Source organism: Methylibium sp. (genome assembly GCF_013817365.1).
Taxonomy (GTDB): Bacteria; Pseudomonadota; Gammaproteobacteria; order Burkholderiales; family Burkholderiaceae_C; genus Methylibium.
In genome coordinates this window covers 1-5,938 of sequence record NZ_JACDCU010000262.1, presented here as the reverse complement: position 1 = coordinate 5,938, position 5,938 = coordinate 1, and the positions used below count along the sequence as shown (strand labels likewise).

Annotated in this window: 5 protein-coding genes and 2 pseudogenes; 6 read left to right on the top strand and 1 reads right to left on the bottom strand. The window is 66.5% G+C overall.

Annotated features, from left to right (window positions below):
• The 6 genes and pseudogenes from H0W38_RS14980 to H0W38_RS14955 form a co-directional block, all read left to right on the top strand.
• Positions 1-575, top strand: a pseudogene (locus H0W38_RS14980) (NADH-quinone oxidoreductase subunit L); the annotation flags it as partial.
• 1 nt (position 576) lies between these two features.
• Positions 577-2,052 (top strand): NADH-quinone oxidoreductase subunit M, encoded by a 1,476-nt coding sequence (locus H0W38_RS14975; RefSeq protein WP_292455454.1) that lies wholly within the window; start codon positions 577-579, stop codon positions 2,050-2,052.
• Between the two features lie 13 nt (positions 2,053-2,065).
• The gene (gene nuoN, locus H0W38_RS14970) at positions 2,066-3,550 is read left to right on the top strand and encodes an NADH-quinone oxidoreductase subunit NuoN (protein ID WP_292455453.1); all 1,485 of its coding nucleotides are present in this window, start codon (positions 2,066-2,068) and stop codon (positions 3,548-3,550) included.
• Positions 3,551-3,564: 14 nt separating this feature from the next.
• On the top strand, positions 3,565-3,867 hold the full coding sequence (locus H0W38_RS14965) for a DUF2818 family protein (RefSeq protein WP_292455450.1): 303 nt from the start codon (positions 3,565-3,567) through the stop codon (positions 3,865-3,867).
• 10 nt (positions 3,868-3,877) lie between these two features.
• Entirely contained in the window at positions 3,878-4,492 is a 615-nt protein-coding gene (locus tag H0W38_RS14960) for an NUDIX hydrolase (protein WP_292455449.1), read from the top strand.
• 25 nt (positions 4,493-4,517) lie between these two features.
• The gene (locus H0W38_RS14955; protein ID WP_292455446.1) at positions 4,518-4,976 is read left to right on the top strand and encodes a DUF1178 family protein; all 459 of its coding nucleotides are present in this window, start codon (positions 4,518-4,520) and stop codon (positions 4,974-4,976) included.
• Positions 4,977-5,089: 113 nt separating this feature from the next.
• Here H0W38_RS14955 and H0W38_RS14950 read toward each other — a convergent pair.
• Positions 5,090-5,938 (bottom strand): annotated as a pseudogene (locus tag H0W38_RS14950) (transcriptional regulator); the annotation flags it as partial.

Here is a 5,938-nt window from a genome sequence, read left to right as displayed (position 1 = left end):
TCACCGCACCGCTGCTGCTGCTGGCCGTGCCCTCGGTGGTGATCGGCTTCATGACCATCGGGCCGATGCTGCACGGCGACTTCTTCGAGGACTCGATTTTCGTCGACGCCGCCCGCCACCCGGCCATGACGGCGCTCGGCGAACAGTTCCACGGCGCGGTGGCGATGGCGCTGCACGGCCTGGTGACCGCGCCGTTCTGGCTGGCGCTTGCCGGCGTCGTGCTCGCCTATGTCTTCTACGTGGTCAAACCCGGCATTCCGGCGACGATCCATGCGCGCACCGGGTTCCTTTACCGCCTTCTCGACAACAAGTACTACATGGACTGGATCAACGAGAAGCTGCTCGCCCCCGCCACGCGTGGCCTGGGCCACGGCCTGTGGAAGGGCGGCGACGAGGCGGTGATCGACGGCGTGTTCGTCAACGGCTCGGCGCGCATGGTCGGCCTGACCGCCGGGCTGGCACGCCGGCTGCAGAGCGGCTACCTGTACTGGTATGCGCTGGTCATGATCGTGGGCGTGATCGGTCTGATGACCTGGATGCAGTGGCCGTATTTCATGGCCCTGCTGGGCCGCTGAGATGGGCCTGCTCTCGCTCGCCATCTGGCTGCCGATCGTCTTCGGCGCGCTCCTTCTTGCTCTCGGCCGCGACGAACACGCGGGCATGGTGCGCTGGGTCGCGCTGATCGGCGCCGTGCTCGGCTTCGTGGTCACGCTGCCGCTCGTCACGGGTTTCGATACCGCCACGGCGGCCATGCAGTTCACCGAGAACGTTGCCTGGATCGCGCGCTTCAACGTGCGCTACCACCTCGGCGTGGACGGCCTGTCGGTGTGGTTCGTTCTGCTCACCGCCTTCATCACCGTGATCGTCGTGATCTCGGCCTGGGAAGTCATCACCGAGCGCGTGCACCAGTACATGGGCGCGTTCCTCATCCTCTCCGGGGTGATGGTCGGGGTGTTCTCGGCGCTCGACGGACTGCTCTTCTACGTGTTCTTCGAGGCCACCCTCATCCCGATGTACATCATCATCGGCATCTGGGGCGGGCCGCGGCGCGTGTACGCAGCGTTCAAGTTCTTCTTGTACACGCTGCTCGGCTCGCTGCTGATGCTGATCGCGTTGATCTTCCTGTACTACAAGTCGGGCGGCAGCTTCGAGATCCTGGAGTGGCACAAGCTGCCGCTGCCGATGACGGCGCAGACGCTGCTCTTCTTCGCCTTCTTCGCGGCCTTCTCAGTCAAGGTGCCGATGTGGCCCGTGCACACCTGGCTGCCCGACGCCCACGTCGAAGCGCCCACCGGCGGCTCGGTGGTGCTGGCGGCCATCATGCTCAAGCTGGGCGCCTACGGCTTCCTGCGCTTCTCCTTGCCCATCGTGCCCGACGCCAGCCAGGAGTGGGCCGGCTTCGTGATCGCGCTGTCGCTCATCGCGGTGATCTACATCGGCCTGGTCGCGCTGGTGCAGCAGGACATGAAGAAGCTGGTGGCCTATTCGTCGATCGCCCACATGGGTTTCGTGACCCTGGGCTTCTTCATCTTCAACGAGCTCGGCGTCGCCGGCGGCATCGTGCAGATGATCAGCCACGGCTTCGTTTCCGGTGCCATGTTCCTGTGCATCGGCGTCCTTTACGACCGTGTGCACTCGCGTGAAATCGCTTCCTACGGCGGCGTCGTGAACACCATGCCCAAGTTCGCCGCGCTGGCGGTGTTCTTCGCCATGGCCAACATCGGCCTGCCCGGCACGGCAGGCTTCGTGGGCGAGTGGATGGTGATCCTCGGCGCCGTGCAGTTCAATTTCTGGATTGGCCTGCTGGCGGCCACCACGCTGATCTTCGGCGCGGCCTACACGCTGTGGATGGTCAAACGCGTGTACTTCGGCGCGGTCGCCAACGACGACGTGCGCGGGCTCACCGACATCAACCACCGCGAGTTCCTGATGCTCGGCGTGCTTGCGGTCGCGGTGCTGTGGATGGGCGTGTATCCCAAGCCCTTCACCGACGTGATGCAAGTCTCGGTGACCGAGCTGCTGCGGCACGTGTCGATCTCGAAGCTGAATTGACAGAGCCCACGACATGAACGAGATGAACTGGCTCGCCGTCTACCCGCAAATCCTGCTGCTCGCGATGACCTGCGTCATCGCGCTCGTCGATCTGTTTTCCACCTCGCCGCAGCGCACGCTGACCTACCGCCTGTCGCTCGTCACGCTGGCCGCGGTGGCACTCCTGCAGCTCATGTACTTCCAGGGCGGCTTCACGCTTTACGCCATGCAGGGCCTGATGGTGGCCGACCCGATGGGTCACCTGCTGTCCTTCTTCGCCACCGTGGCAATGTTCGTCACGCTGGTCTATGCCCGGCCCTATGCCGCCGACCGCGACATCCTCAAGGGTGAGCTGTTCACGCTGGCGCTCTTCGCGCTGCTCGGCATCCACGTGATGATCTCGGCCAACAACTTCCTGGTCATCTACCTCGGCTTGGAGCTCATGTCGCTGAGCCTGTACGCCCTGGTGGCCCTGCGCCGCGACCATGCGGTCTCGACCGAAGCGGCCATGAAGTACTTCGTGCTCGGCGCGCTGGCTTCGGGCTTCCTGCTGTATGGCATGTCCATGATGTACGGCGCCACCGGATCGCTGGATATCCAAGGCGTCTTCGCGGCCATCACCGCCGGCCAGGTGAACGCCCAGGTGCTCGTGTTCGGCCTGGTCTTCATCGTCGCCGGGCTTGGCTTCAAGCTGGGCGTGGTGCCCTTCCACATGTGGGTGCCCGACGTCTACCACGGGGCGCCGACCGCGGTCACGCTGATGATCGCCGGCGCGCCCGAGTTCGCCGCCTTCGCGATCTGCATCCGGCTGCTCGTCGAAGGCATGATCGGCCTGGCGATCGACTGGCAGCAGATGCTCATCGTGCTCTCGGTCGGCTCGTTGATCCTCGGCAACGTGGCGGCCATCGCGCAGACCAATCTCAAGCGCATGCTGGCCTACTCGGCCATCGGCCAGCTCGGCTTCATGCTGCTCGGCCTGACGCCCACGGTGATCTCCGGCAATACCTTCTCGGCGGCCAACGGCTACAGCTCGGCGATGTTCTACATCGTCACCTACGTGATGACGACTCTCGCGACCTTCGGCGTGATCATGGTGATGGCGCGCCAGGGCTTCGAGGCCGAAGACATCGCCGACCTCAAAGGCCTGAACCAGCGCAGCCCGATGCTGGCGGCCGTCATGGGTTTGTGCATGTTCTCGCTCGCCGGCATTCCGCCCACGGTCGGTTTCTACGCCAAGCTGGCGGTGTTGCAGTCCATTGTTTCTACCGGCGTCACCGGCTACATCGTGTTGGCCGTGATCGCGGTGCTGCTCTCGCTGATCGGCGCCTTCTACTATCTGCGCATCGTCAAGACCATGTACTTCGACGAGGCCGAGAGCCACGTGTCGCTGAGCAGCGGCCCGGGCGAGGTGAGGGCGCTGCTGGCCTTCAACGGCGCGTTGGTGCTGGGGCTGGGCCTCATGCCGGGCGGGCTGATGACGATGTGCGCCGAGGCGATCCGCCTCTCGCTGGCCGGCTGAGGGGCGGCCGGCACATGACTTCGTCCGCCGCCGTGTGGGTGGTGTTGGCACTGGCCGTGCTGGCAGCCAATCTGCCCTTCGTCAACGAGCGCCTGTTCGTCATCGGGCCGCTGCGTGCGCCCAAGAACCTGGGCTGGCGGCTGCTGGAGTTGCTGGTCTTCGGCGCCGGGGTGGTCGCCTTCGGCATGTTTCTGGAAGCCCGCATCGGCCAGCGCCATCCGCAGGGCTGGGAGTTCTACGCGATCGTCCTTTGCCTCTTCCTCACGCTCGCCTTCCCCGGTTTCGTGTGGCGCGTGCTGCGCCGGCGGCGCGGCTGAAGCTTGTGCCATGAGTGACGCTGTGCTGCCCATCGACGATGCGCACCTGCGCGAGACCTGCATTGACGAGCGCCAGGTGTTCGAGGGCAAGTTCCTCGATGTGCGCCAGCATCGCGTGCGCCTGCCCGACGGCCGCGAAACCGGCCGCGAGTTCATCGTTCATCCTGGCGCGGTGATGATCGTGCCGCTGCTCAGCGACGGCCGGCTCGTCGTCGAGCGGCAGTTCCGCTACCCGTTGCGCCGCGCATTCATCGAGTTTCCGGCCGGCAAGCTCGACCCCGGCGAGTCGCCGCTCACCTGCGCGGTGCGCGAGTTGGCTGAGGAGACCGGTTACCGCGCCACCGAATGGGCGCGGGCCGGCATCCTGCACAACGCCATCGCCTACTCGACGGAGGGCATCGAGGTCTGGTTCGCGCGCGGCCTCGTCGCCGGCGAACCGCAGCTCGATGCCGGCGAGTTTCTCGACGTCTTCACTCTCACGCTGGACGAGTTGGAAGCCTTGGCCGAGAGCGGCGAACTGACCGACGCCAAGACGCTGATCGGCATGCTGTGGATCACGCATTGGCGTGCCGGCAAATGGAAATTGGACTGGCAGCCCGCGCCGGACAGCCCGGCTGGCGCATGATCCGCGTCGCCTGCTGACCGCCACCATGAAAGTCCTCGACCTGCTCTGCGACGCCGGCCATGCCTTCGAAGGCTGGTTCGGGTCCGAAGACGACTACGTCTCGCAATGCGAGCGGGGCCTCGTCGAGTGTCCGCTGTGCGCCAGCCGCGGCGTGAGCCGGCTGCCGAGCGCACCGCGGCTCAACCTGTCGGGCAGCCGAGAGCCGGTGATGAAGGCGCAACCGCAGCCCACCACGCCGGCGACCACCCCCGAGCCGCGCGGCGTGGAAGCGATGTGGATGCGCGCCGTGCGGCACGTGATGGCCAACACGGAAGACGTGGGCGAGCGCTTCGCCGACGAGGCGCGGCGCATCCACTACGGCGAAGTGCCCGAACGCGGCATCCGCGGGCGCACGACCGGCGACGAGGCCCAGGCCCTTCGGGATGAAGGGATAGAGGTGCAGGCGTTGGCGGTGCCGGAGGGGTTGAAGGGGACGGTGCAGTAGGGCGCGGGGCCGGGGGCATCGGTAGACAGGCGACGCGGTTCGCTCGGCAAAGGCCGACGACGTCACCGACGCCACCAAGCCAGCGAAGCAACTTGCCCTTGTTCGGACGCTCCTCACTTGCCCGCAATCCTCCCCGCCGCCGCCCGCACCAACGCCTCCCCGTCCGCCGCATACCGAAACGCCGCCAGGTAATCCTCCACCCCATACCCCGGCTGCGCCCGCTGTATCGCCGCGCCGAACGCCCGCGCCTCGCTCTCCCGTCCCGCCAGCACCAGGCAATGCATCGCGATACCGAGGATGTGCACGTGCGCATTCGGCCGCGCCGCCGCCTTCACCGCCCAGTCTGCCGCCTCGTCGTGCCGCCCCAGCCGCATCAGCCCCATCGCGCGCGCGCCGAGCATGCCGAACAGCAGCGGGTCGAAGGGGCTGAGTTCGCGCGAATGGTCGGACTCGCGGATGGCGACCAACGGGTCGCCCGACTGCGAGTGCACGAAGGCCAGCATGTAGTGGCCGAGCGCGAAGTTCGGGCTCAGATCGACGCAGGTGTTCAGTTCGGCCAGCGATTCGTCCTGCCGCCCGCGCAGCCATAGGGCGCGGCCCAGGGCCCAGTGCGCGGCGGGGTCGAGGTCGTCGGCCATCAGGCCGAGCGAGGCGATGCGGTAGGCCTGCTCCACCGCCTGCTCACGCTCGCTCCAGCCGAGAAAAGCGTTCTGGAAATACGTGAACGACAGGCCGGCATAGGGTCGCGCGAAGGTCGGGTCCAGGCGCACGGCCGTCTCGAAGAAGTGGCGCGCCTGTTCGTTGTCTTCTCGGTTGAAGCGCACCATGTGCCACAGCCCGCGGTGGTGGGCCTCCCAGGCGTCGAGTGAGCTGGGCGCTTTGAGGATGGCGCGGTTGCGTTCGGCCAGCTCGATCTGGCTGGCAATGGAGGCGACGATGCGGTTGCCGATCTCGTCGAGCAC